At 76.7% G+C, this 3353-nt stretch carries 3 protein-coding genes; 1 reads left to right on the forward strand and 2 read right to left on the reverse strand.

Features of this window, described 5'->3' with window-relative positions; genetic code table 11:
- A partial coding sequence (locus N4G66_RS44875; RefSeq protein ID WP_261710104.1) for a condensation domain-containing protein occupies window positions 1-871 on the reverse strand: 871 nt, incomplete at its 3' end.
- A gap of 1122 nt (window positions 872-1993) precedes the next feature.
- Window positions 1994-2356, reverse strand: coding sequence for a hypothetical protein (locus tag N4G66_RS44880; protein ID WP_261710105.1), 363 nt, complete (start codon window positions 2354-2356; stop codon window positions 1994-1996).
- A gap of 281 nt (window positions 2357-2637) precedes the next feature.
- Here N4G66_RS44880 and N4G66_RS44885 point away from each other — a divergent pair.
- Window positions 2638-3353 (forward strand): ATP-binding protein (locus N4G66_RS44885; protein ID WP_261710106.1); only part of this gene is annotated, 716 nt, incomplete at its 3' end.

Consider the following 3353-nt stretch of genomic DNA (forward strand, 5'->3'; position numbering starts at 1 on the left):
GTTCGCCGCCGGGCAGCACCCCGTCGGCGAGGTAGGCGCGGCAGCACTCGCGCATCAGCAGCCGGGCACTCCAGCTGTCCAGCAGGGCACGGTGATAGGTGAGGAGTACGTCGGTGAAGGGCGTTGCGGCGTGGGCGGGGCCGCTGTCCAGCAGCGCGACGCGCACCGCCGCGGGGCGCCGCAGGTCGAAGGCGCGGGCCCGCTCACGGGCCGACAGCACCGCGCGCCGGATCACCGTGTTGTGCGGGTGGCGCACGACGTCCGTGACACCCCGGTCGAAGACGACCGCGCGCGGCTGCGGATCCCAGACGAAAGCGGTGCGCAGCACGCTCTCGCGCTCGCTGACGGCCTGCCAGGCCGCCTCGAAACGTGCGGTGTCCAGGGGGCCGTACCAGCGCCAGAGGACCTGCTCGACCTGGTGGCCGGGCCAGGCCAGGGCATCGGCGAGCCGCTGCTGCTGCAGCGGGGTGAGCGGCTGGGTGCGCGGCAGCGTCCCGCAGGGCCGGCCGGCCCCTCCCAGGACCGGCCCGGCACCCGACCGGCCCTCAGGCCCGGCCCCGGGTTGAGGGGTGGGTCCGGGCCCGGGTTCGGGTTCGGGGGTGGGGGTGGCGGTGAGCAGGTCGGCGAGCAGGCCGACGGGGTAGGGCGCCGACGCCTGGTCGCCGCCGGGGAGTTCGACGGTGTACCGGCCGGGACCGTGCCGCAGCAGCCGCGGCCCCGGCTGCCGGACACCGGGCCGGATCTCCGCGATGCGGTGCAGCGCCCGGTGGAAGCAGGCGGTGTCCAGTGGCCCGTACAGCTCCAGGGTGCCGTGGGCTCCCTGTCCGGGGTCGATCACCGCGCATACGCCCGTAGGCCGGCCGTCGTTCATCGCCTCCCCTTCCTGAACACCACCCCGTACGGAACGAACGTCTGTCCGCCGGCCCGGCACACCGGCCGGCGCGCCGTGCCCCGCGAGGCGCAGCACACAGCACGCACCCGCCGCCATGAGAGGCGCCTTGACGGCCTGCTCTTCTCCCCCCGAGCGGCAGCGGCGCCGCGGGGACGGGACACCCGGCGGACCGGGCGGCGGGAGACGCCCCCGGATACGCACCCGGCGCCGGGCCGCGCACACACCACCGGCCCGGCCCACCGCACACCGGAGACCCGGGCATCCGGGCATCCGGGCATCCGGCAGGCACACGGCTGCGGCTGCGGCTGCGGCTGCGGCTGCGGCTGCGGCTGCGGCTGCGGCGAAGGTACGTGCCTGCCGGTGCGGTGCTCTGCCATGGCCGGCCCCCTCACGCTCGGCCTTGCCACGCTAGCTCCGCCGCGTCCCGTCCGTCCGTTTTCTCCAGCAGCCCCCGAACCGTCCCCGACCTGCGTTCGTGCGTCCTGGACACCCGGACACGGCCCGCCCGGCGACACCCGCCCGGCCTGCCCGACCACCCGACCACCGTCCGCCCCGTCAGCTCCTGCCGCAGGCGCCGGGCGCCGTCCACCGGCGCAGCGGCACCGAACTCCTCGTGGTCCGGGGCGCACCGCACCGCCCGGTCGAAGCAGCCTTCAGGCAGCCGGAGTCCGGCGTACGTCCCGGCCGTGTGCGGGCGGGCGGTGTCCCGGCACCAGGCGCCGGAGGGCACCGCCGGGGCCGCGTGCGCCCGCCGCGTACCCGGTGACGCAGCCCGCCCGCGCCCGCGAGCGCCGCGACCGTTGCTGTCTGCGGGTGTCCTGCTGCGGGCCCCGGTCATTACTGCGCCGCCGGGTGGGCGGACGGCGCGGTGCGGCCGGCGGGTGTCGGCTCCGTCCTGCGGGCGGACACGAGTGCGGCCGACTGCGGTCACCGTCGTGTCCGCCCGACGCACCGCGTCGAACCCGCCGCGAAGCTTTGGGGAGTCGTGGTGTCCGACGGCTGGGGCCGGCCGGTGGGCGCTCGGATTCTTGCCGGGGGCTGGAGGCCGGGGCTGAGGGTTGGGGCTGGGGGTTGGGGTGTTGATGCCGGTTGGGGGCCGGGTCAGTTCGCTGTCGTCGTCCCGGGGACGAGCAGGTCGTGGCATTGCGTGAGGCGGCCCGCGGCGTCGAAGCGGAGCTCGGCGACCAGCGACCAGGCCGCCCGTCCGGCGCGCGCGGTGGCCCGCAGCACGACGGTGTCGCCCTCGGCCAGGATGCTCTCGACGGTCAGCCCCAGCCCGTCGGGCAGCGCTCGCCCGCCCGGGCCCGCAGGGGCCGCCCAGTGGCGGGTGAGCGGATTGGCCTCGCCCCGGTTGCCTGCCGCGACCAGCGCGAGGACGAGTTCCTTGTTGCGCTCCCGCAGGCAGCGGGCGGTGAGGAGTTCGTGCAACGCCCCGCTGAGGGGCTCGGTCAGCGTGGGCGTCACACCAAGGCCTTTCCTCATGGTCCGTGGTCCGTCGTCCCGTGCGGCCGGCGGCTGTTGCGGCTGTCCCGCCCCACCATGGCCGTCCGCGCTGGAGAGGTGCCGGAGAACGGCTGCACCCCGGCCCCGGATCCTTCAGCGAGCTCCTGCGGCTTTCCCGGACTCCGGCCGACCGGCCGGGTGCGTGCGCGGCGCGGCGCGTTCCGCCGCGGCTCCACCGCCTCTGTAGGGGGCGCGGTGAGGCTGGCGGGGGTCAGGAGTGGCCCCAGCGAGACGGGACGGCTGTGACGTTGGTCGGCAGGACCACGGCGATCAAGACCTTGGCGGACGCCTTCACGGACTGCGCCGAGGGGTGCTCGCGCACCGTCCTGGTGGAAGGCCCCACGGGGTGCGGTAAGAGCGCGCTCGTGCACGGGCTGATCGAACGGGCCGCGGCTGCGGGAGCCGTGGTGCTGTGCGCGACCGGCTCCCCGGCCGGGCGCCGGACCGCGTGGGGCGTGGTCCGCCAGCTGCTGGCCCACCGCTGCGGGCCGCGGCGGTGGGAGAACACCGCGGAGCGGGCACCGGGTATCGGGCACCTGCGGGCGCTGTGCGCCGAACTGCGCGCGGTGAGCGGGGGCAGCCCGCTGGTGCTGTGCGTGGACGACGTCGAGTACGCCGACGAGGAGTCCCTCGCGTTCGTGCGGCACCTCGCGTACCGCGCACGGCCCGCCCGCGTGCTGCTGGTCGTGGCCGGCACGGCCGGCCACGAGAGCGGCGGCCCGCTGTCCCTGGCCGGCCCGGCGCACGGGCCGGCGCCCAGCCGGATCCGGCTGGAGCGGCTCGGGCGTCCGGAGGTGAGCGCGCTGGCCGAACGCGCCGGGGCGGGTGAACACGCCGCGTTCCTCTACGAGTCCAGCGGCGGCAGCCCCCTGCTGCTGCACGCCCTCCTGGACGAACTCGCCCTGCACGAGCTCGCCCTCCCGGCGTCCGCGGGGCCCGGCACCTTTCGCCCCGTGCC

Source organism: Streptomyces rhizosphaerihabitans, assembly GCF_025399795.1.
Taxonomy (GTDB): domain Bacteria; phylum Actinomycetota; class Actinomycetes; order Streptomycetales; family Streptomycetaceae; genus Streptomyces; species Streptomyces rhizosphaerihabitans.